Here is a 21,166-nt window from a genome sequence, read left to right as displayed (position 1 = left end):
TGAACTGCTCGGCTCACTCCGCCGGGGAGGGTGCGCCGGTCCGCGTCCGTCACCGCCATCACCCGGCTCCCTTCGCCTCGCGGGGCAGACCGAGCACGCGCTCGGCCAGGATGTTGCGCTGCACCTCGTCGGAGCCGCCGTAGATCGTGTCGGCGCGCGAGAAGAGGAACAGCCGCTGCCACTGGTCGAGCTGGTACGGCGCGCCCGCGGCCGCGAGCCCGTCGGCGGCCCGCACGTCCATGGCCAGCTCCCCCAGCCGGCGGTGCCAGCCGGCCCACACCAGCTTGAAGATCGAGGCCGCTCCCCCGCCCGCGGCGGAGTCCTGCCCCCCGGTCACCGTCGACAGCCCGCGCAGCGCCTGGAAGCGCATGGTCTCGAGCTCGACCTTGGCCTGCGCCAACCGGTCGCGCAGCACCGGGTCGTCGAAGGCGCCGTTGGTCTTCGCCAGCGCCACCAGATCCTCGAGCTCGCGGGCGAAGCCGACCACCTGGCCCACGGTGGAGACACCGCGCTCGAAGCCGAGCAGCCCCATCGCGACTCCCCAGCCGCGGCCGGGCTCGCCGACGACCAGGTCGGCGTCGGTGCGGGCACCGGTGAAGAACACCTCGTTGAACTCCGAGCCGCCGGTGAGCTGCTCGATCGGCCGCACCTCGACGCCGTCCTGGGCGAGCGGCACGAGCAGGAACGAGAGCCCGTGGTGGCGCTGCGAGCCCGGCTCGGTGCGGGCGATCACGAAGCACCAGTCGGAGAAGTGGGCGTTGGAGGTCCACACCTTCTGGCCGTCGACCACCCAGTGCTCGCCCTCGATGCGCGCCTTCGTCTGCACGTTCGCGAGGTCGGAGCCGGCGCCGGGCTCGGAGTAGCCCTGGCACCACAGCTCCTCGACCGCCACGATCCTGGGCAGGAAGCGCTGCTGCTGCTCGGGGGTGCCGAACGCGATGAGCGTGGGGCCGAGCAGCTCCTCGCCCAGGTGGTTGACCCGCGCGGGGGCGTCGGCACGGGCGTACTCCTCGTGGAAGATCACCTGTTGCCACAGGCTCAGCCCGCGGCCGCCGTGCTCGGTGGGCCAGCCGACGCAGGTCCAGCCGTGGGCGGCCAGGTGGCGGTTCCAGGCCAGCCGCTCGTCGAGCGCCTCGTGATCGCGCCCGGCTCCGCCGAGGCCGCGCAGCTCGGCGAACTCGCCCGAGAGGTGGTCGCCCAGCCAGGCGCGCACCTCGGCCCGGAATGCCTCGTCCTCGGGCGTGTAGGTCAGGTCCACGAGTGCTACCCTACCAAGCACTTGCTTGGCTGGCGAACAGGAGGACGACGTGGCCGATGCATCGCCCGCGACCCCGCCGACGACACTGCCCGAGGCACTGCACGCGGCCGCGGCCCGCTTCGGCGACCACCCGGCGTACGTCGAGGGCCGGCGGTCCGTGTCGTACGCCGAGCTGCTCCGGCTCGTGCGCGCCACCGCCGCGGTCTACGCCCGCGACGGCGTCCGCCCCGGTGACCGGATCGTGCTCTGGGGGCCGAACAGCATCGACTGGGCGGTGGCGGCGCTCGCCGTGACGTACGCCGGCGGGGTGCTGGTGCCGGTCAACTCCCGCTACGTGGGCGCCGAGGTCGCCGACGTCGTCGAGCGGACCGCAGCGACCCGGGTCGTCGTCCACGACGGCTTCCTCGGGCGGGACCAGGTGGGCGAGCTGCACGGCGCGGGCGTCGCGGCCCGGTTGGTGACGACGCTCGCCGACCTGATCGCAGCGGCGCAGGGCGTCGAGGGCCTGGCGAAGCCCGAGGTGGCCCCGGACGACGTGGCCGACATCCTGTTCACCTCCGGCACCACCGGGCGCTCGAAGGGCGCGATGAGCGCGCACCGCCAGACCATCGGCGTCGCGCGGGCCTGGGCCGAGCTGGGCGGCGTCCGCCCGGACGACCGCTACCTGGTTGTCAACCCCTTCTTCCACTCGTTCGGCTACAAGATCGGCATCGTCGTCGGCCTGCTCACCGGGGCGACGCTCTATCCGCTGGCGACCTTCGACCTCGACGAGACGATGCGGCTGATCGAGCACGAGCGGATCACCGTGCTGCCCGGCGCTCCGACGATCTACCAGTCGCTGCTCGACGCGCCCGGCCGGGTCGAGCGCGACCTGTCGTCGCTGCGGCTCGCGGTCACCGGAGCCGCCGTCGTGCCCGTCGTCCTGATCGAGCGGATGCGCGCGCCGCAGCCCGACGGCCTGGGCATCGACCAGGTCGTGACCGCCTTCGGCATGACCGAGGCGGTCGTGGTGACGATGTGCCGCGAGGGCGACTCCGCGCAGACGGTCGCGACCACCTGCGGCCGGGCGATCCCGGGCATGGAGATCCGGATCAGCCCCACCGAGGCGGAGTCGGGCGCCGGCGAGCTGCTGGTGCGCGGCGACTACGTGATGCTCGGCTACCTCGACGACCCGGCCGCCACGGCGGAGGCGATCGACGAGGACGGCTGGCTGCACACCGGAGACGTCGGCGTGCTCGACGAGCGCGGCAACCTCACGATCACCGACCGGCTCAAGGACATGTACATCTCCGGCGGCTTCAACGTCTATCCCGCCGAGGTCGAGCAGGCCCTGGCCCGCATGGACGGCGTCTCCGACGTCGCCGTGGTCGGCGTCCCCGACGAGCGGATGGGCGAGGTCGGCAAGGCGTTCGTCGTGGCCGCGCAGGGCTCGAGGATCGGACCTGACGACGTCGTCGCCTACGCCCGGGAGCGGCTGGCCAACTTCAAGGTCCCCCGGCACGTCGAGGTCGTCGGCGCGCTCCCCCGCAACCTGTCCGGCAAGGTGCTGAAGAACGTCCTTCGAGACGGGCACGGCACGCCCTCCTCGGGAACCTAGAAGGAACTGCTGATGGATCTGTCCCTGTCCGAGTCCGAGCTCGCGTTCCGCGCCGAGGCCCGCGACTGGCTGGCCGCGAACGTGCCGACCGAGCCGCTGCCGTCGATGGACACCGCCGAAGGCTTCCGCGCCCACCAGGAGTGGGAGGCGAAGCTCGCCGCAGACCGCTGGTCGGTGGTCTCCTGGCCGACCGAGCACCACGGCCGCGAGGCCTCGCTGGTGGAGTGGGTGCTCTTCGAGGAGGAGTACTACCGGGCGGGGGCACCGGGCCGGGTCTCGCAGAACGGCATCTTCCTGCTCGCCCCGATCATCTTCGACCACGGCACCCCCGAGCAGCAGCGGCGGTTCCTGCCGTCGATGGCCACCGGCGAGACCGTGTGGGCGCAGTGCTGGTCCGAGCCGGAGGCCGGCTCCGACCTCGCCTCGCTGAAGTCCACCGCCCGACGGGTCCCGGCGAGCTCGACCACCGGGGAGAGCGGCTGGCTGCTCAACGGCCAGAAGACCTGGTCCTCGCGGGCGGCGTACGCCCACTGGGGCTTCGGACTGTTCCGCTCCGACCCCGAGGCCGCCCGGCACGCCGGGCTGACCTACTTCCTGTTCCCGCTGGACGCCGACGGCGTCACCGTGCGGCCGATCGCCCAGCTCGACGGCGAGGCCGGCTTCGCCGAGGTGTTCTTCGAGGACGTCTTCGTGCCGGACTCCGACGTGCTCGGCGCCCCCGGTGACGGCTGGCGGGTCGCGATGAGCACGGCCGGCAACGAGCGCGGACTCTCGCTGCGCTCGCCCGGTCGGTTCTGCGCCGCGGCCGACCGGTTGGTCGACCTGTGGGGCGAACGGGGCGACACGGTGCCCTCGGCGGCCGACGGTGTCGTCGACGCCTGGATCAAGGCGCAGGCCTACCGCCTCTACACGTGGGGCACCGTCACCCGGCTGGCCGGCGGCGGCGAGATGGGTGCGGCCGGGTCGGTGAACAAGGTGTTCTGGTCCGAGCTCGACATCGCGCTGCACGAGACCGCGCTCGACCTGCTCGGCCCGGAGGCCGAGCTGGAGTCGTCCTGGCTCGACGGCTACACGTTCTCGCTGTCGGGACCGATCTATGCCGGCACCAACGAGATCCAGCGCAACATCGTGGCGGAGCGGGTGCTGGGACTGCCCCGCGAGCCGAAGGGCGAGCCGAAGGGAGCGACCCGATGAGGTTCGTGCCGTCCGATGACCAGCGCGACTTCGTCGCATCGCTGGAGTCGCTGCTCGCCGCCGCCGACCCGGTCGCGGCCGCGCGGGCCTGGGCCGAGGGCGAGACCGCCCCCGGGCTGGCCCTGTGGCGTCGACTCGCCGAGCAGGGTGTGCACGCGCTGCTGGTGCCGGAGGAGGCCGGCGGCATGGGGGCGACGCCGGTCGAGCTGGTGCTGGCGTTCGAGGCGCTGGGCCGGCACGCCGTGCCCGGACCGTACGTCGAGTCGGTGGCGTTCCTGCCCGCCGCGCTCGGCGACGCCGAGCCGGTCGCGGCCCTCGCCGAGGGGGCCGTGGGCAGTGTCGCCGCGCCGCCCGGCACGCCGTACTGCCTGGACGCCGACGTCGCCACGCACGTCTTCGTGGCCGGGGACGGCGCGCTGCGGAGTGCGTCGGTGGCCGCCGCGGCGACGACGTCGGTCGACCGCACCCGGCGGCTGTTCGAGGTGACCCCGACCGGAGACGCGGTCGGTGCCGGCGACCTCGACGCCGCCCACGACCTGGCCTCGCTGGCCACCGCCGCCCAGCTGCTCGGCTGCGGCGAGCGGATCCTCGCCGACTCGGTCGACTACGTGAAGCAGCGGCGGCAGTTCGGCCGCGAGATCGGCTCCTACCAGGCGATCAAGCACCACCTCGCCGACGTGCGGATCGCGCTCGACTTCGCCCGCCCGCTGCTGCACGGCGCCGCCCTGGCCGCCACGGGCGAGAGCGTCGACGCGGTGCCCGCCGACCGGGCCCGCGACGTGAGCGCGGCCAAGGTGGCCTGCGCGGACGCGGCGTACCGCGCCGCCCGGACGGGGCTGCAGGTGCACGGCGCGATCGGCTACACCGCCGAGTTCGACCTGTCCCTGTGGCTGACCAAGGTGCGGGCCCTGGTGACCGCCTGGGGCACACCGGCCCACCACCGGGCCCGGGTGCTCGCAGCGCTCACCGCCGCAGAAGGCGGGGCGGCCTGATGGAGTTCTCGCTCTCGGAGGAGCAGCAGGAGCTCGCCGCCACGGTCCGGACGCTGCTCGCCAAGCGCGCCGACAGCAGCGCGGTGCGCACCGCCATGGCCTCCGAGACCGGCTTCGACGCCGGCCTGTGGCAGACGCTGTGCGAGCAGATCGAAGTGGCCGCGCTCGGCATCCCCGAGGAGCGCGGCGGAGCCGGCTTCACGCTGCTCGAGTCGCTGGTCGCCCTCGAGGAGGTGGGCCGCTCGCTGGCCCCCACTCCCCTGCTGTCGTCGCTGGTGGCGTCGCAGGCCCTCCTGGCCGGGGCCGACGACGACGCCCAGGATCGCCTCCTGCCCCGCATCGCGGCCGGCCAGGTCGCCACGCTCGCCTGGTCGGGCACCCGGGGCCCCGGGCTCGACGAGCCCGTGACCGCCGAGGGCGGCAGGCTGACCGGCACCGTGCAGACCGTCCTCGACGGCGACCAGGCCGAGGTCCTGCTCGTCGCCGCTCGGACCGGCCCCGGCGTGGCGCTGTTCGAGGTCGACACTGCCTCGGTCGACCGCGCGTGGACACCGTCGATGGACCAGGGGGCCCGGCTCGCGAGCCTCCGCCTGGACGCCACGCCGGGCGTGCTCGTCGCCGCCGACGCGACCCCGGCCCTGCAGCGCGCCGCCCTGGTCGCGGCGGCCGGCAGCGCAGCACTGGCCGTCGGCGCGGCTTCCCGCGGGTTGGAGATGACCGTGGCGTATGCGAAGGAGCGCGAGCAGTTCGGGCGCCCGATCGGGTCGTTCCAGGCGCTCAAGCACCGGATGGCCGACATGCTGGTGCGCGTCGAGATGGCGCGCTCGGCGTCGTGGGCGGCGTCGTACGCCGTGTCGTCGGGCGCCGCGAACGCCGCCGAGCTCGCCGCCGTGGCGAAGTCCTACTGCTGCGAGGCGCTCTCGCACGTGGCGGCCGAGACCGTGCAGCTGCACGGCGGCATCGCGATCACCTGGGAGCACGACGCCCAGCTGGTGTTCAAGCGCGCCCACGCCCTCGCTCAGCTGTTCGGCGCCCCGCACCGGCACCGGGGTCTCGTGACGCTCTGAGCCCGAGGCGGCACCGCCGGCGACGTCACTCCGAGTTGGCCAGCCAGGCCGTGTCGACCCCACACTCCTGCTCGATGTCGACTCCGCCGACGTCTGGGCCGTCGGCCCCGCCGCCGCCGACCTGGATCTCCTCGCCGAGCGCATAGTCGTCCTCGCCGGGCACCGCGATCGTGAGCGGGTCGTCGTCGACGACGTCGGTGCCGTGCGGCCAGACCACCACGGTGCCGGTCTCGTCCTCGGTCGTGGTGACACCGAGGCATCCCTCGACGACCGCCAGGCGACCGGACAGCAGCGCGTCCATGCCGTCGCCGCTGCGCTCACCGACCAGGACGGCCACCTCACCGGACTCGACCACCTCGGCGCTGCACCCGGTGAGCCCGAGGGCGGTCAGCGCCAGCCCGGTGGGAAGGTGTCGCAGCCCGCTGCCGAGTGGTCGCATGCTGGAAGTCTCCACAGCCGACGCCGATCCGGGTAGGCCGGTCATGGTCACGGATCGGGCACGATCCGGCCGGTCACTCCTCGCCGGCGATGTTGAACGACCGCAGCCGGCGGCCGGCCCACCAGGTGCCGCCGACCAGCACCACGACGGTCGCCACGAGGGCGTAGCCGAGGCTGAGGTCCTGGGTGGCGTCGGGGTCGACGATCCGGCCGCCCACGGCGGCGGCCCACTGGGTGACGCTGAGCCAGCGCACGCCGGAGAGCAGCCCGCCGAGCAGACCCTCCCAGACCAGCACGTAGATCAGCCCGATCACCACGGCGTGCCGGTTGAGCATCGAGGCGAGCGCGAACACCACGCAGTAGGTCACGCCCGCGAGCAGCGCGGCCAGGGCGAAGCCGAGCACGAACCGCGGGTCGCCCGGCATCAGCACGAAGCCGGCGAGCAGCATCGGGAGCGTGCCGAACACGACCGAGGCGCCGGTGGCGACCGTCAGCTTGCTGAGCACGATCGTGTGCCGCGAGATCGGTTTGGACAGCAGGTAGGCGATCGATCCGTCGTCGATCTCGGGGGCCAGCACGCCGGTGGTGCCGAGCAGCGAGACCAGCGGCACCACGACCACCAGGCCCAGTCCGTAGAGCGTGCCCTCGGCGGCGTCCTCGTCGACGCCGACCAGGGCGCGCACCAGGATCGCGAGTCCGACGAGCACCAGCGGGAGCACGAAGAGCAGGACGCCGCGGCGGCGGCCGAAGACGCTGCGGACGCCGAGCTCGACGATCGTCGGCGACAGCCCCGGCCTCGTGGACGTGCTCATCGGGCCACCAGGTAGGAGAAGACCGACTCCAGCGACTCGTCGGTCGGTGAGACCTCCAGCAGCCGGACGCCGTGGTCGCGGGCCAGCCGGGGCAGCACCTCGCTGAAGCGGCCGAAGTCGGAGGCCTCGAGCTCGATGCCGCCCTCGGCGCGCAGGCGTACGCCGCGTACGGACGGGTCGGTGAGCAGGACGCCGGCCAGCTTCCGGTCGTCGGCGCTGCGCAGCACGAAGCGGTTGGGGCGGTCGGTCATCAGCCGACGGATCGCCCCGAAGTCACCGGACGCAGCGTGCCGGCCGGCGACCATCACCTCGACCTGGCGGGCCACCTGCTCGACCTCCTCGAGGATGTGGGAGCTGAACAGCACGGTGCGACCCTCGGCGCCCATCGTGCGCAGCAGCTGCATCAGGTGCATCCGCTGGCGTGGGTCCATGCCGTTGAACGGCTCGTCGAGCAGCAGCACCGACGGGTCGTGCACGAGCGAGGCGGCCATCTTGATCCGCTGCCGCATGCCCTTGGAGTAGGTCGCGATCGCCCGGTCCTGGGCGTCGGCCATCTCGACCATCGCGATCGCCCGCTGCGCGGCTGCTCCGGGATCGGGCAGGCCCTGGAGCTCGGCGTTGACCAGCACGAAGCGCAGCCCGGTGAGGTAGTCGAACAGCGCCTCGCGCTCGGGCACCAGCCCGACCTTGCGGTAGATCTCCTGGTTGCGCCACAGCGGGTCGCCGTCGAGGGTGACGGTGCCCGCGGAGGGAGCCAGGAAGCCCGACATCATCGCGATCAGCGTCGACTTGCCGGCGCCGTTGGGTCCGAGCAGGCCGGTCACGCCCGGGCCGAGCGTCATCGAGACGTCGTTGACCGCGACGACGTTGCGGTACCACCGGGAGACGTGGTCGAGACGGATCGTGCTCACGAGGTCACCGTCCGGTAGCGGCCCAGCATCGCGGCCATCGAGCCGAGCACGAGCACCGCGACCGTGCCCAGGTAGAGCAGGCCCATGGCGGTGCCGGTCGGCGGCGTGGGGGTCGCCTCCGGGGCGTCGAAGAGGAACACCTGCACCCCGTTGACCAGCGTGTAGGGCGAGAACAGTCCGGCGACCTCGCCGACGGTGTCGTGACCGGAGTCCCAGGCGATCCCCTGGATCGTGGCGACCACGGTGTAGCTCACCAGCAGCACCACGATCACCGCGGCCACGGCCAGGCCGCGGCGCACGGTCAGCGCGGCGGTGAGCGCGGAGAGGCCGGCCAGACAGGCGGCGAGGAGCAGCGCGCCCACCGCGGCGCCGAGGAACCGGCCGGTCTCGCGGCCGGCGGGCAGCTCGGCGAGCAGCCCCCCGAGGTACATCAGCAGCAGCGGGGCACCGATCAGCACGAACGTCGCCGCGGTCAGCGAGGCGACCCGGACCAGCACGTAGGTGGTGCGGCGCAGCGGGCGGGCGAGGTAGAGGGTGATCGTGCGGAACCGCAGGTCGCGCGAGATCAGCGCCGGCGCCTGGGCGGCCACGAACACAGAGATCAGCAGCTGGGTGGTCATCGGGTAGGTCGAGTAGGCGACGATCTGCTCGTCCAGCCCCAGCAGGTCCTTGGCCTGCACCAGCACACCGACCAGGATCAGCGCCGGCAGCAGCATCAGCGCCAGCAGGATCATCGGCAGCACCTTGGAGCGACCCGAACGGCCCAGGCCGAAGCAGTGCCGCAGCCCGGTGACGAAGAACGCCCACGAGACCGCGCCCGCGCCCAGCCGGGGGCCCTCGTAGGGGCGGTAGCCGAGGTCGTGGATGACCGCCGACGGCGCGACGGCCGCGGGCTCAGGCGGACTGGTCGACACGGCCGGCACCTCCGTCACGGAAGACGTCCTCGATGCGGTGGTGCCGCTCCTGCAGCCGCACCAGTCCCAGACCCAGGTCGACGACGGTGTCGCGGATCCGGTCGCGCACCGCGTCGCGGGCGGCGTCGTCGCCGGCCACCGGCACCTCGACCAGGTGCCCCTCGGCGGGGCGCGCGGGCAGCCCGGCGTCGACCAGGGCCTGGCCCAGCCGACGGTCGGAGCCGGCGGGACCCTGCACCTCGACCAGCAGGCTGCCGGTGGCGTGCAGGAAGTCGGTGGTGGCCGAGGAGCGCAGCAGGCGGCCGCCGTCGAGGACGACGACGTGGTCGCTGACCCGCTCCAGCTCGCCGAGCAGGTGGGAGCTGACCAGTACCGCGATGCCGAAGTCGGTGCCGATCCGGCGAACCAGCGCGAGCATGTCGTCGCGGGCGGCCGGGTCGAGGCCGTTGGTGGGCTCGTCGAGCAGCACCAGCCGCGGGTCGTGCACGAGCGCCTGGGCGAGTTTGGCGCGCTGCTTCATGCCGGTGGAGTAGCCCCCGATCGGGCGGTAGCGCTCCTCGGCCAGCCCGACGTGGCGCAGCACGTCGGCCGCCCGCTCGCGCGCCGCGGCGTACGGCAGGCCGGACATCTGGCCCATGTGCACGACCAGGTCGCTGGCGGACACGTCGGGCGGGAGGCAGTCGTGCTCGGGCATGTAGCCGACCAGGGAGCGCACCGCGGCGCCGTCGGTGGCGACGTCGTGGCCCAGCACCCGGGCGGTGCCGTGGGTGGCCGGCACCAGCCCGAGCAGCACCTTGATCAGCGTGGACTTGCCGGCCCCGTTGGCGCCGACCAGCCCGGTGATCCCGTCACCGACGGCGAGGTCGAGCGCGTCGAGCGCCGTGACCCGGGGGTACCGCTTGGTCAGCCCCGCGGTCTCGATGACGTGCACGAGTTCAACCTAGCGGGCCGGTGTCTCTCGCCGACCCGTCACTCATTCCCGTGTTTGTGCGGCGTGTCGCGGAACGCTTGACGGGTCGCCGCCCGTGGCGGCGGCGGTGTCGGCGCCCGCCCGTAGGTTCGAGCACGTGCGCACCCCTGCCGAGCGGATGCTCGACGTGTCGACGATCTACCACGAGCCGGACGTCGCGGCGTACCCCCGTGGCGCCGAGATCCTGGCCCGCTTCCCCGACGCGGAGCGCATCGAGGTGCCCAGCCACCAGACGGTGCCGGGGCTCTACGGCAACGCCGGCGCCGTCGACGACTGGGTGCGCAACAAGCGCAGCGTGCTGGTGCTGGGGGTGAAGAAGAGCCTCACCGCACGACCCAACGGCCGCTCTGCCGACTTCATCGCGCCCTCGACGTCCAACGGCTGCGCGATGGCCTGCGCCTACTGCTACGTGCCGCGCCGAAAGGGCTACGCCAACCCGATCACGACCTTCGTCAACATCGAGCGCATCCTCGGCTACCTCGAGCGCCACGTCGGTCGGCAGGGCATGAAGCCGAAGCCGAACCAGGTCGACCCCGTCGACTGGGTCTACGACATCGGCGAGAACGGCGACTGCTCGGTCGACGCACTGGTCTGCGACAACGTGCGCGAACTGGTCGACCTGTTCGGGCGGCTGCCGGGCGCCAAGGCCAGCTTCGCGACCAAGTTCGTCAACCGCGATCTGCTCACGTGGGAGCCGCGGGGCGGCACCCGGGTGCGGTTCTCGCTGATGCCAGAGGGCATGGCAAAGCGTCTCGACCTGCGCACCACACCGATCGCCGAGCGCATCGCAGCGATCGACGACTTCGTGGCCGCGGGCTACGAGGTGCACCTCAACTTCTCGCCCGTCATCGCCCACGAGGGCTGGCGGGCCGAGTGGGCCGAGCTGCTCGAGCAAGTCGCCGACGGTGTCGGCCCGGCCGCACGCGCCCAACTCGCTTGCGAGGTCATCTTCCTCACCCACAACGCCGGGTTGCACGAGGTGAACCTCGGGTGGCACCCCCGCGCCGAGGAGCTGCTGTGGCGCCCCGACCTGCAGGAGGCCAAGCGCAGCCAGAGCGGCCAGGAGAACGTCCGCTACCGCGCCTCCTGGAAGGCGGTGTGGGTGCGCCAGCTGACGGAGATGATCGAGACCACCCTGCCGGGCTGCCGAGTGCGCTACGCGTTCTGAGCCGATCCGTCACAGATTCCCGCCGATCCACGGCGGGTCGGTGAACGATCGACGGGTCGATCAGAGAAACGGCCCTCGCTCACCGCGCAGGTGCCGGGTCAGGGCGTCGCGCACGACCGCGGCCGTCCCGTCCCGGTCCGTGGTGACGTGCCGGGCATCGAGCACGACGATGCCCCACCCCTGATCGGTCAACCAGCCGAGCCGACGCCGGTCGTCTTCTTGCTGCTCGGCACCGTGGAACTCGTCACCGTTGTACTCGACGCCGAACATCAGCTGTCTGTTGGCAAGATCCAGATACGCGGTGCCCTCGCCGTGGACGCGGCCGCGCAGCACCTCGACCTGGGGCTCGAGCGCCGGAAGCCCGCCGTCCTGGCAACGGATGCGGACCACCGACTCGCGCGGCGACTCGGCCCGGGGATCGGCTCGCGGCACCAGGTCGCGCAACTGGACCACTCCGCGCATGCCCCGGAACCGTGGCAGCGCGGCGCTCAACTCCTCGTGGGTGAACGACGCCCAAGGCAGCGATCCCCGTATCGAGGCGCGCAGCAAGGCGTCGATGGCAGCCATCGCCGGATCGCGCTGGCGCAGCCGGCCGAGGTCGCAGGCCAGGCGCAGTGGCGTCAGCACCCTGGCCCCCTCGACCACGCAGACATCCGACGGCAGCAGCGTCCGCTCACCTCCCCCGCAGGCAGCCTTGCGGATGCGGGTGCCACCGGGCTGCTGGAACACCTGGACCCGAGGTGCCACGACCCGACTCCACGGCGGGTCGACGTCGATGCCGTGGATCCACGCGGCCGACTCGTCGACGATGATCGCGCCCGGCGGGACCACCAGCGAGACCGCCTGCGCCCGGACCCGGTGCGTGTCGGGAACCGCCGAGTCGACGTAGACACCCGGGATGACGCGCCGCAGCAGGCCGGAGCGCACCAGGCGGGTGAGCTGGTTGCTGGTCACCCCTGTGGCGCGTGCCTGAGCCAGGGAGAACGGCCGGTCGAACGGCAGGTTGGGGTGCGCGTCGGGCGGCGCGGGCAGCTCGCCGAGCCAGAACAGGGACAGGGCCATGCCGGGAGGATGCCCAGCCCTGGCGGAATGGCGGCTGCTCATCCACAGGGGCCGCGTCGACCCGTCAGGCGTTCCTCGACACGCCGCGAAATGGCGTGAACCAGTGACGGGTCGGCGTCAGGGGCGGGGGTGCGGGGTGTGCTCGTGCTCCGGGTCGGCCGCGAAGATCCGCTCGTAGACGTCGTAGACGAACTCCGCCTTGTGATTGTTGTAGTCGTTGCCGTCGACGAAGCCTCGAGTGCCGAGGTCGGCCTTGAGCGCGGCGTAGGCCTGTCGGTCACCGTCATGGGAGCGAAGCCAGTCGCGGAACACTTGGTGCCGCCGGGGCTCGAGGGCGCCCGGTGACCAGACATGCAGGTTCGCCCGCGGATGCCTCAGCGTCAGCAGCCGATGCTCCTCCCACTCCGGCTCCCGGCGCCGCAGCTCGAAGCCGGCCGCCTCCAGCGCCGGCACGTACGCCGACTCGTCGGCGCTGTCGGGCACGGTCAGGTCGACATCGATCACCGGCTTGGCAGCCAGGCCGGGCACCGCTGTCGAGCCGACGTGCTCGACCGCCAGCGCCAACGGGCCGAGGGCGGCGACGATCAACGCCTGGAGCTCGGCGAACGCCTGCGGCCAGTGCTCGTCGTACCTCACGACCGTGACCGGCGCAACGTTCGGCCGACCCAGCAGTGCGGCCGCGGCTTCGGCCAGGTCGACCGGTTCGAAGAGGCGCCACATCGGGTGGGTGTGCACGTCCGGACGCTAGCAGCGTCGGCGACCCGTCGATCGTTCCTCGACACGCCGAAGCATGGCGGGAATCAGTGACGGGTCGGCGGAAGAGGGTCAGCCCGTGGCGGAGTACTTGCCGCGGTAGAACAGCAGGGCGTCCTCGACGTCGGTGGTGGCCAGGTCGAGGACCCGTCCGATGACGACGTAGTGGTCGCCGGCCTCGTAGACGTTGTGCACCGCACAGTCGACATAGCCGAGCACGCCGTCGAGCAGCGGGGAGCCGGTGGCCTCGGTGGGGCTCCAGGAGACGCCGGCGAACTTGTCGGAGCCGCGGCTGGCCATCTGGTTGGACAGGTCGGCCTGCCCGGCGGCGAGGAAGTTCACGCAGAAGCGGCCGGCCCGCTGGATCAGCGGCCACGCCCGCGACGACTTCGCCGGGATGAACATCACCAGCGGCGGGTCGAGCGAGACGCTGGAGAACGACTGGCAGGTCATGCCGACCGGCTCGCCGCCGCTGACGGCGGTGACCACGGTGACCCCCGAGGCGAACCGGCCGAGCACGTCGCGGAAGCGCCGCGCCGCCGCCACCGCCTCGGGGTCGTCGTGGACCGCGACGTCCTCGCCGGGGCGGAACTCGAAGTCGACGTCCTGGTCGCCCAGCCACGACTCGATCAGCTCGGGGCTCGGCCACGTCTCGCGCGCGTCGGGACGCATCCCGTCGGGGATCTCAGCGCTGGCACCCGAGGTCATGGATCCGACCCTAGCCACTGCCCGGTCACGGCTCATCGGGGGCTCCTCACCGGTGGCCGACGGAGAAGTCGTGCCCCCAGTAGGACACCGCGGTGCTCTCGCGGGCCACCCACTTCTGGTCGTCGACGGTCAGTCCCTCGGTGCCGTACTCGACGTCGAAGCCACCGGGCGACTTCACGTAGAACGAGACCATCTGGTCGTTCATGTGTCGGCCCAGCGTCGCCGATAGCGGCGCCTGGTGCTTGCGCACCCGCTCCAACGCGCGGCCCACGTCGTCGAGCTTGTCGACCTCGACCATGATGTGCACGCACTTGGCGGGGTTCGGCATCGGCAGGAACGCCAGCGAGTGGTGTCGCGGGTTGCAGCCGAGGAACCGCAGCCAGGCGGTGGAGCCGGGCTCCTTGCCGACGAACTCCCCCGGCATCCGCATCGAGTCGCGCAGCCGGAAGCCCAGCACGTCGGTGTAGAACCGCAGCGCCTCCTCGTCGTCGGTGACCGGCAGCACGATGTGGCCCAGCCCCTGCTCGCCGGTCACGAAGGCGTTGGCGTACGGCGTGACCAGCGGCCGCGACTCGTAGGTGATGCCGCAGAAAAGCTCCCACACGTTCTCGAAGGGGTCCTCGAACCGGACCATCCCCTCGACGCGGCGGTCGGCCAGCTCCTCGGCGGTGGCCTCGTGGACGAGCACGCCGTGGTGCTTCAGGTGCTCGACCGCGTCGGCCAGCGCCCGGCGGTCGGCGACCTCCCAGCCCATCGAGCCCATCCGGTCGTGCTCGGCGGGGACGACGACGACGCGGGCGGAGACCTCGTCCATCCGGAAGTAGAGGTGCTCGGAGTTCGGTCCGCGCACCTCGACCAGGCCGAGCACCTTGCCGGCGAAGTGCCGCCACTGCTCGAGGTCGGTGCTCTCGATCCGGACGTAGCCCAGCGACTTGATGTCGATCTGCGGTGCGCTGCTCACGGCTTGCTCCTCTCACGGTGGCGGGCCAAGAACGCGGTCGCCACCTCGGCGAACTCCTCCGCCGCCTCGATCTGGGCCCAGTGCCCACAGTTGGGGAACACGTGCAGGCTGGCCCGCGGGATCAGCTTCAACGCGACCATCGCCCCGTCGAGCGGGTTGACCCGGTCCTCGCGCCCCCAGGTCAGCAGCGTGTGCTTGCGCAGCCGGTGCGCCTCGCGCCACAGCATGCCGTCCTCGGCCGTCTCGGGGTTCCAGAACGACATGCCCATCGACCGCATGGCCTCCTGGGCTCCGGGCGCGGTGGCGTCGGCGAACCGCTCCTCGACCAGCTCGTCGGTGACCAGCGACTGGTCGACGACCATCGTCGAGATGAATGCCCGCAGCTTCTCGCGGGTCGGGTCGGCGCCGAAGTCCATCAGCCGCTGCACCCCCTCGGTGGGGTCGGCGTGGAAGAGGTTCAGCGACAGCCCGCCGGGTCCCATCAGGATCAACCGGCCCACCCGGTCGGGGTGGCTCAGTGCCAGCCGCATCGCGGTGCCGCCGCCGAGGCTGTTGCCGAGCAGGTGCACCCGCTCGATGCCCAGCTCGTCGAGCAGGGCCACCACCGCGTCGGCGGCGAACCGGTAGAAGTTCCCGACCACCGGCGGCTTGTCGGAGCCGCCGAAGCCGGGCTGGTCGACCAGCAGGGTGCGGAAGCGCGCCGCGAAGTGCGGCAGCGCCCGGCCGAAGTTCGACCACGCCGAGGCCCCCGGGCCGCCGCCGTGCAGCATCACCAGCGGCAGGCCGCCGCCGAGGGTCTCGCCAGCTTCGCCGGCCGCCGGCGCGGCCTCGTAGTAGTTCAGCGTGAGCTCGCCGGCGACCTCGGTCTTGACCGTGGCCTGGTGCCGGACGGACTCCTTCGAGTAGTCCACGCTCAGTACATCCCCGGGTCGATCTTGTGGCCGAACTCCAGCGCGCCGTACATCTGCAGCGCCCGCTCGACGTCGTTGGCTGCGTGCACCCGCCCGGCGTGGGCGTCGCGCCAGGCCCGCTGCAGGTAGGTGCCCTCGGCCAGCGCGCGGCCGCCGGAGGCCTCGAACAGCGTGTCGAGGGCGCCGATCGCCCGCTCGGTGCCGAGCACCTGGTCGCGGCGCACCTTCAGCCGCAGCTCGAGCGGGATCTTCTCACCGCGCTCGACGCAGGCCATCTCCTCGCGCACGTTGTTGACCAGCAGCGCCCAGGCGGCGTCGATCTCCGACGAGGCCCGCGCGATCCGGACCGCCGCGAACGGGTCGAGGGACGCCTTCTCCCCGATGTACGCCGCGCGCACCCGCTTGCGCTGCATCTCGACGTGCTCGGCGTAGGCGCCGCTGGCCATGCCGATGATCGGCACCGTGATAGTGCCGGTGAAGATCGAGTGGAAGGGCAGCTTGTAGAGGTCGCTGGTGTTCTGCTCCTGACCCGGTCCGAAGCAGCGCCCGGTGTCGCTCATCGAGAGCGTGAACGCCTCGGGGATGAACACGTCGTCGACGATGATGTCGTTGGAGCCGGTGCCGCGCAGGCCGACGGTGTGCCAGACATCGACGATCGTGTACTTCTCCCGCGGCACCATGAACGTCTTGAAGTCGACGACCTGACCGTCGTCGTTGAAGACGAGCCCCCCGAGCAGCACCCAGCTGCAGTGGTCGCAGCCGGAGGAGAAGCTCCACTTGCCCGACAGCGTGTAGCCGCCGTCGGTGACGGTGGCCTTGCCGGTCGGCGAGTACGACGAGCTGAGCCGGGTCGAGGTGTCGCTGCCCCACACCGCCTGCTGGGCCTCGTCGGGGAAGAGCGCCACCTGCCAGGGGTGGACGCCGACCACGCTGGAGATCCAGCCGGTGGAGCCGCACGCGGAGGCGATGTCGCGCACCGCGGTGTAGAAGCTGACGGGATCGGCCTCGAACCCGTCGAAGCGACGGGGCTGCAGGAGCCGGAAGAACCCGACCTCCTCCAGCTCCTTGACCGACGCCTCCGGGACCACCCGGAGCCGTTCGGTCTCGTCTGCCCGCTCGCGGAAGGTGGGCAGCAGGTCACGCACGCCGTCGAGCACAGCCTGGGACGCCTGGGGCATGAGGGTCTCTCCTGTCTTGCTGGGACGACCAAACTAGAACACGTTCCAATTCGGTGCAAGACGGCAGAGGTTACGGGTGGATGACGAGTCGGCCCCCGGGCGCACGATCCGCGGGCGACGACCCGTCAAGCGTTCCCCGACACGCCGCGAAAAGGCGGGAACCAGTGACGCGTCGGCGAAATCCACCGACCCCGGCAGATCAGGGCAGGGGGCGCAGGACGCAGAACTCGTTGCCCTCGGGGTCGGCGAGCACCGCCCAGCCCTTGTCGGGGCCGTCGCGCAGGTCGTTGACCAGCGTCGCCCCGAGCCCGAGCAGCCGCTCGACCTCCTCGTCCCGAGTGCGGTCCGAGGGGCGCAGGCACATGTGCATCCGGTTCTTGACGGTCTTCGGCTCGGGCACCCGCAGGAACAACAGGGCCCGACCGTCCGGGGCGTCCAGCCCGCACTCCTCGTCGTCCGGCCCCTGGTCCTCGTCGGTGAGCCGGAAGTCGTCGAGCACCTGGGCCCACCACAGCGTCTGGGCGTAGGGGTCGTGGGCGTCGAGGCAGAAGTTCGCGGTCCGGGAGGCCATGCACCTCACCCTGACACGTAGCCCGGAGGCGGTGCACCGCGTTATCCGCTGCATGACGCTTCGCCACCTGGGGCGCGCCTGCCTCACCATCCTCCCCGCGCTGACCCTGGCCCTCGTGGCCGCGCCGGGTCCGGTGGACGCGGCTCCTGCGGCCACCACGCCGGCCCCGACCCGGGCCTCCTCGACCCTCGCGCAGGCGACGCACTGCCAGCCCGTGGCCGAGCTACGTGCGGCCCGCGGCGTCGTCCTGCTCGTGCACGGCACCGGCGAGACCATCGACGAGACCTGGTCGTGGAACTACCAGCCGGCGCTCCGTGCGGACGGCTTCGCCACCTGTGCGGTGCAGCTGCCCGACCACGGTCTCGGCAGCCTCGCCGTCGCCGCCGAGCACGTCCGCGCCGCGGTCCGTACGGCGTCGCGCCAGGCCGGCGGACCGGTCGCCGTCGTAGGCCACAGCCAAGGCGCGGCGCTGGCCGTGTGGGCGGTCAAGTTCTGGCCCCGGATCGCGGAGCGGGTCACCGACGTGGTCGGCCTGGCCGGCCCCTTCGGCGGCACCCAGCTCGCCGACGAGCTGTGCCTCGCGCGCCGGTGCGCCCCGCTCGCCTGGCAGCTGCGCAGGGGATCCGACCACGTCGCCGCGCTGCGCACCGCGCCGATCCCCGCGGGTGTCGACGTGTCGTCGCTGTTCACTCAGTACGACGAGATCGTGCGGCCCCAGCCCGCGGCCTCACAGCTCGACGGCGCCGCCAATGTGCTGCTCCAGGACGTCTGTGTCCAGGACCCCTCCGAGCACGCCATGATCCTCGGCGACCCGGTGGCCTACGCGCTGACCCTCGACGCGCTCACCCATTCGGGACCCGCCGACCCCGCACGGCTTCCCGGCGACACCTGCGAACAGGTGTTCATCCCGCACGGCGACCCGCTCGGCTCCCTCGCCTTCCTCCGGGGCGTGGCCCGCTTCGCCACCGGGCTCGCCGACCCACGCCGGTGGGTGTCCGCCGAGCCGGCGGTGCCGGCGTACGCCCGGCCCTACGTCGACGACCCGGAAGCCAGCTAGAACCTGTTACAGTTCCGCGCCATGAGCACCCCCTCCGTGGACCCGCTTCCCGCCGAGGTCGACGTCGTCGTCGTCGGTGCCGGAGGCGCCGGGATGGCCGCCGCGCTCCGGGCCGCGGACCTCGGCCTCGACACCGTGCTGGTCGAGAAGAGCCCCTGGTTCGGCGGCAGCACCGCGCGCAGCGGAGGCGGTGTGTGGGTCCCGGGCAACTACGCGCTGCGGGCCGCGGGCCAGGTCGCCGCCGGGGACCTCGCCGAGGCCAAGCGCTACCTCGACGCGATCGTCGGCGACGTCGTCCCCAAGCAGCGCCGCGACACCTACCTCGACCGCGGCCCCGAGGTGCTCGACTTCCTGCGCGCCAAGACCCCGCTGCGGCTGCGCTGGGTGCCCGGCTACTCCGACTACCACCCCGAGGCGCCCGGCGGACGGGCCCTGGGCCGCAGCGTCGAGCCGGTGCCCCTGGACGCCCGCTTCCTCGGCCCCGAGCTGGACCGGCTGCACCCGCAGTACACCAAGGCCCCGGCCAACCTGATCGTCACCCAGGCCGACTTCCGCAAGATCAGCCTGGGACTGCGCACGGTCCGCGGCCCGCTCACGATGCTCAAGGTGATGGCCAAGCGGCTGGTCAGCCTGCTGCGCGGGCAGCGGATGTATGCGATGGGCAACGCGCTGGCGATCGGCCTGCGCCAGGGCCTGATCGACGCGGGCGTCCCGGTGGCCTACGAGACCGAGCTCACCGACCTGCTGATCGAGGACGGCCGGGTGGTCGGCGTCCGGGTGACCCGCGACGGGCAGGCCCACGAGATCCGAGCGCGGCGCGGCGTGGTGCTCGGCAGCGGCGGCTTCGAGCGCAACCTCGAGCTGCGCGAGAAGCACCAACCCTCCCCCACCTCCGTGGACTGGACGACCGGGTCGCAGAACAACACCGGCGGCGGCATCCTCGCCGGCATCGCCGCCGGGGCCGAGGTCGACCTGATGGACGACGCCTGGTGGGGTCCCACGATCCCGCTGCCCTCGGGGCCGTGGTTCTGCCTGGCCGAGCGCAACCTGCCGGGGTCGATCATCGTCAACGCCGACGGCAAGCGCTTCATGAACGAGGCGCTCCCCTATGTCGAGGCGGTCCACGAGATCTACCGCGGCCAGGCCACCGGCGTCTCGCACGTGCCGGCGTGGATGGTGATCGACCAGCGCTACCGCAACCGCTACCTCTTCGCCGGGCTCTCCCCCCGACAGCCGTTCCCCGGCCGCTGGTACAAGAACGGCACGGTGAAGAAGGCCGCCACCCTCGAGGAGCTGGCCGCCCAGATCGAGGTGCCGGCGGAGAGCCTGAAGGCCACGGTGGAGCGCTTCAACGGCTTCGCCCGCTCCGGGGTCGACGCCGACTTCGGCCGCGGCGAGAGCGCCTACGACAAGTACTACTCCGACCCCACCGTGAAGCCGAACCCATCGCTGCACGTGATCGACCAGGCGCCGTTCTACGCGGTCAAGATCGTGCCCGGCGACCTCGGCACCAAGGGCGGGCTGGTCACCGACGAGCGGGCGCGGGTGCTGCGCCCCGACGGGTCGGTCATCGCCGGCCTGTACGCCGCCGGCAACTGCTCTGCGGCGGTGATGGGCCGCACCTACGCGGGCCCGGGCGCCACCATCGGGCCGGCGATCACGTTCGGCTACCTGGCCGCCGAAGACCTCGCGGCCGCCGGCTCCACCGCCACGACCCCCACCGAGCCCGCCACCGAGAAGGAGACCGCCTGATGCCGATCGACCCGTCCGTCGCCGTCGGGGCCGACCTGGGCACCCGCGAGTTCTCCTGGACCGCCAGCGACGTGCTGCTCTACCACCTCGGCATCGGCGCCGGCTCACGGCCGGGCGACCAGGTCTCCCCCGACGCCCTCCGCTACACCCTCGACGGCCCCGCGCTGCAGGTGCTGCCGTCGTTCGGCGTCGTGGCGCCCACCTTCCACGAGACCGACCCGCCGCCGCTGGACCTGCCCGGCTGCGAGATCAACCTGGCCCAGGTGGTGCACGGCTCCCAGTCGATCACCGTGCACGGCCCGCTGCCGACGGCCGGCTCGGCGAGCATCCGCACCAGGATCAGCGAGGTGTGGGACAAGGGCAAGGCCGCGGTGATCTGGCAGGAGGGCGTCGCCACCGCGCCGTCCGGCGAGGAGCTGTGGACGGTGCGCTCCTCGATCTTCGTGCGCGGCGAGGGCGGTTTCGGTGGCGACCGCGGCACCTCCGAGAAGGTCGAGCTTCCCGACCGCGCGCCGGACACCGACACGACGTACGCCGTGACGCCCCAGCAGGCACTGCTCTACCGGCTGTGCGGTGACCGCAACCCCCTGCACGCCGACCCCGACTTCGCGAAGGCGGCGGGCTTCCCGGCGCCGATCCTGCACGGGCTCTGCTCCTACGGCATCGTGCTGCGCACGCTCACCGACGAGCTGCTCGGCGCCGACGCCACCCGGGTGGGCTCGTTCACCGCCCGGTTCGCCGGCGTGGTCTTCCCCGGGGAGACGATCCGGGTGCGCGGCTGGCGCGAGGGTAGCCGCGTGGTGGCCGCCGCCACGATCGCCGGCGAGGGCGACCGCGACGGCGCACCGGTGCTCGCCGACTGCGTGCTGACCGAGGCCTGACCGGCCCCGCG

Annotated in this window: 21 protein-coding genes; 8 read left to right on the top strand and 13 right to left on the bottom strand. The window is 72.4% G+C overall.

Annotation, left to right across the window (positions count from 1 at the left end):
• Positions 1–58: 58 nt before the first annotated feature.
• The gene (locus D6B71_RS01250) at positions 59–1,258 is read right to left on the bottom strand and encodes an acyl-CoA dehydrogenase family protein (protein ID WP_121251202.1); all 1,200 of its coding nucleotides are present in this window, start codon (positions 1,256–1,258) and stop codon (positions 59–61) included.
• Between the two features lie 49 nt (positions 1,259–1,307).
• Between D6B71_RS01250 and D6B71_RS01245 the strand changes: the two genes are divergently transcribed.
• The 4 genes from D6B71_RS01245 to D6B71_RS01230 are packed head-to-tail and all read left to right on the top strand — an operon-like array spanning position 1,308 to position 6,108.
• Positions 1,308–2,855 carry a FadD3 family acyl-CoA ligase gene (locus tag D6B71_RS01245; protein WP_121251200.1) on the top strand — a complete coding sequence of 516 codons (1,548 nt, stop codon included), beginning with the start codon at positions 1,308–1,310 and terminating at the stop codon, positions 2,853–2,855.
• A 12-nt stretch (positions 2,856–2,867) separates the two neighbouring features.
• Positions 2,868–4,049: an acyl-CoA dehydrogenase family protein gene (locus D6B71_RS01240; RefSeq protein ID WP_121251198.1), complete on the top strand. Its 1,182-nt coding sequence runs from the start codon at positions 2,868–2,870 to the stop codon at positions 4,047–4,049.
• On the top strand, positions 4,046–5,041 hold the full coding sequence (locus tag D6B71_RS01235; RefSeq protein WP_121251197.1) for an acyl-CoA dehydrogenase family protein: 996 nt from the start codon (positions 4,046–4,048) through the stop codon (positions 5,039–5,041). The genes D6B71_RS01240 and D6B71_RS01235 overlap by 4 nt, the downstream gene beginning before the upstream one ends.
• Entirely contained in the window at positions 5,041–6,108 is a 1,068-nt protein-coding gene (locus D6B71_RS01230; protein ID WP_121251195.1) for an acyl-CoA dehydrogenase family protein, read from the top strand. The genes D6B71_RS01235 and D6B71_RS01230 overlap by 1 nt, the downstream gene beginning before the upstream one ends.
• Positions 6,109–6,133: 25 nt before the next feature.
• On the opposite strand, the gene D6B71_RS01225 is transcribed toward D6B71_RS01230, so the two are convergent.
• The 5 genes from D6B71_RS01225 to D6B71_RS01205 form a co-directional block, all read right to left on the bottom strand.
• Complete coding sequence (locus D6B71_RS01225; protein ID WP_121251193.1) at positions 6,134–6,547, bottom strand: hypothetical protein; 414 nt, start codon at positions 6,545–6,547, stop codon at positions 6,134–6,136.
• Between the two features lie 73 nt (positions 6,548–6,620).
• Positions 6,621–7,358 carry an ABC transporter permease gene (locus D6B71_RS01220; RefSeq protein ID WP_121251191.1) on the bottom strand — a complete coding sequence of 246 codons (738 nt, stop codon included), beginning with the start codon at positions 7,356–7,358 and terminating at the stop codon, positions 6,621–6,623.
• Positions 7,355–8,269 (bottom strand): ABC transporter ATP-binding protein, encoded by a 915-nt coding sequence (locus D6B71_RS01215; protein WP_121251189.1) that lies wholly within the window; start codon positions 8,267–8,269, stop codon positions 7,355–7,357. The genes D6B71_RS01220 and D6B71_RS01215 overlap by 4 nt, the downstream gene beginning before the upstream one ends.
• Positions 8,266–9,183 (bottom strand): ABC transporter permease, encoded by a 918-nt coding sequence (locus D6B71_RS01210; RefSeq protein ID WP_126688174.1) that lies wholly within the window; start codon positions 9,181–9,183, stop codon positions 8,266–8,268. Before D6B71_RS01210 ends, D6B71_RS01215 begins: the two co-directional genes overlap by 4 nt.
• A complete protein-coding gene (locus tag D6B71_RS01205; protein WP_121251185.1) occupies positions 9,164–10,114 on the bottom strand; it encodes an ABC transporter ATP-binding protein in 951 nt (316 codons plus the stop codon). Before D6B71_RS01205 ends, D6B71_RS01210 begins: the two co-directional genes overlap by 20 nt.
• A gap of 136 nt (positions 10,115–10,250) precedes the next feature.
• On the opposite strand from D6B71_RS01205, the gene D6B71_RS01200 reads away from it, so the two are divergent.
• Complete coding sequence (locus D6B71_RS01200; protein ID WP_240640917.1) at positions 10,251–11,321, top strand: spore photoproduct lyase family protein; 1,071 nt, start codon at positions 10,251–10,253, stop codon at positions 11,319–11,321.
• A gap of 60 nt (positions 11,322–11,381) precedes the next feature.
• Here the strand turns inward: D6B71_RS01200 and D6B71_RS01195 are convergent, their stop codons facing one another.
• From D6B71_RS01195 to D6B71_RS01165, 7 genes are all read right to left on the bottom strand, one after another.
• The gene (locus tag D6B71_RS01195; RefSeq protein WP_164519490.1) at positions 11,382–12,383 is read right to left on the bottom strand and encodes a type IV toxin-antitoxin system AbiEi family antitoxin domain-containing protein; all 1,002 of its coding nucleotides are present in this window, start codon (positions 12,381–12,383) and stop codon (positions 11,382–11,384) included.
• A gap of 117 nt (positions 12,384–12,500) precedes the next feature.
• Entirely contained in the window at positions 12,501–13,118 is a 618-nt protein-coding gene (locus tag D6B71_RS01190; RefSeq protein ID WP_240640916.1) for a GrpB family protein, read from the bottom strand.
• A 90-nt stretch (positions 13,119–13,208) separates the two neighbouring features.
• On the bottom strand, positions 13,209–13,844 hold the full coding sequence (locus tag D6B71_RS01185) for a flavin reductase family protein (protein WP_240640915.1): 636 nt from the start codon (positions 13,842–13,844) through the stop codon (positions 13,209–13,211).
• Between the two features lie 46 nt (positions 13,845–13,890).
• Positions 13,891–14,805: an iron-dependent extradiol dioxygenase HsaC gene (hsaC, locus tag D6B71_RS01180; RefSeq protein WP_276310977.1), complete on the bottom strand. Its 915-nt coding sequence runs from the start codon at positions 14,803–14,805 to the stop codon at positions 13,891–13,893.
• On the bottom strand, positions 14,802–15,716 hold the full coding sequence (gene hsaD, locus D6B71_RS01175; protein ID WP_121251181.1) for a 4,5:9,10-diseco-3-hydroxy-5,9,17-trioxoandrosta-1(10),2-diene-4-oate hydrolase: 915 nt from the start codon (positions 15,714–15,716) through the stop codon (positions 14,802–14,804). Before hsaD ends, hsaC begins: the two co-directional genes overlap by 4 nt.
• A 2-nt stretch (positions 15,717–15,718) precedes the next feature.
• Positions 15,719–16,894, bottom strand: coding sequence for a 3-hydroxy-9,10-secoandrosta-1,3,5(10)-triene-9,17-dione monooxygenase oxygenase subunit (hsaA, locus tag D6B71_RS01170; RefSeq protein WP_121251179.1), 1,176 nt, complete (start codon positions 16,892–16,894; stop codon positions 15,719–15,721).
• Between the two features lie 199 nt (positions 16,895–17,093).
• On the bottom strand, positions 17,094–17,465 hold the full coding sequence (locus tag D6B71_RS01165) for a VOC family protein (RefSeq protein WP_121251178.1): 372 nt from the start codon (positions 17,463–17,465) through the stop codon (positions 17,094–17,096).
• 52 nt (positions 17,466–17,517) lie between these two features.
• Here D6B71_RS01165 and D6B71_RS01160 point away from each other — a divergent pair, with 52 nt between their 5' ends.
• The 3 genes from D6B71_RS01160 to D6B71_RS01150 are packed head-to-tail and all read left to right on the top strand — an operon-like array spanning position 17,518 to position 21,155.
• Positions 17,518–18,522: an esterase/lipase family protein gene (locus tag D6B71_RS01160; protein WP_164519489.1), complete on the top strand. Its 1,005-nt coding sequence runs from the start codon at positions 17,518–17,520 to the stop codon at positions 18,520–18,522.
• 21 nt (positions 18,523–18,543) lie between these two features.
• Positions 18,544–20,274: a 3-oxosteroid 1-dehydrogenase gene (gene kstD / locus D6B71_RS01155; RefSeq protein ID WP_121251176.1), complete on the top strand. Its 1,731-nt coding sequence runs from the start codon at positions 18,544–18,546 to the stop codon at positions 20,272–20,274.
• Entirely contained in the window at positions 20,274–21,155 is an 882-nt protein-coding gene (locus D6B71_RS01150; RefSeq protein WP_121251175.1) for a MaoC/PaaZ C-terminal domain-containing protein, read from the top strand. Before kstD ends, D6B71_RS01150 begins: the two co-directional genes overlap by 1 nt.
• Positions 21,156–21,166 lie beyond the last annotated feature (11 nt).

The sequence above is a fragment of the Nocardioides ferulae genome, assembly GCF_003660455.1.
Lineage (GTDB): Bacteria > Actinomycetota > Actinomycetes > Propionibacteriales > Nocardioidaceae > Nocardioides > Nocardioides ferulae.
The sequence above is the reverse complement of the archived record's forward strand: the minus strand, read 5'-3'. Positions and strand labels throughout refer to the sequence as shown.